This window comes from Aromatoleum evansii (assembly GCF_012910805.1).
Classification (GTDB): domain Bacteria; phylum Pseudomonadota; class Gammaproteobacteria; order Burkholderiales; family Rhodocyclaceae; genus Aromatoleum; species Aromatoleum evansii.
The window spans coordinates 1-465 of sequence record NZ_WTVK01000202.1 but is presented as its reverse complement, the minus strand read 5'-3'; the positions used below and the strand labels follow the sequence as shown (position 1 = coordinate 465).

The 465-nt window shown below is 67.5% G+C and carries 1 protein-coding gene; it reads left to right on the top strand.

Annotated elements, in window-relative coordinates; all coding sequences use genetic code 11:
• The coding region (locus tag GO615_RS27925; protein WP_211167416.1) for a transporter family protein at positions 1-465 on the top strand (465 nt) is incomplete at both ends.

Below are 465 nucleotides of genomic sequence, written 5' to 3'. Positions count from 1 at the left end.
AGCCTGCAGAGCGAGAACGGCGTCAATGCCACCGGCCGCTCCGCCGGCCGCAGCGTCGACGGCAGCAACAGCCGCTGGCGGCTCGGGATCGCGCCCTGCCTCGAGGTGCTGGTCGACCTGCCGAGCTGGTCCGGCAGCGTGAAATCGCCCGGCGTATCGGGCTTTTCCGACGTCGCGCCCGGCATCAAATGGCAGCTCAGCCCGCTGCCGGGGAAGATCGCCCTGTCGATCACCGCCGGCGTCGCGCTGCCAACCGGCGCGACTACGATCGTCGGTCGTGGCGCGCAGCCCTACATCCAGCTGCCATGGTCATGGGAGCTGCATGACGGCTGGGGCGTCAGCGGCATGTTCACGGAATTCTTCCACCCTGCCGAGCTGACCGGCCGGCAGGTGTCGGAAGCGACCTTCGTGATCGAGAAGAAGCTGACCGAGCGGATCAGCATGTTCACCGAATATGTCGGCGAC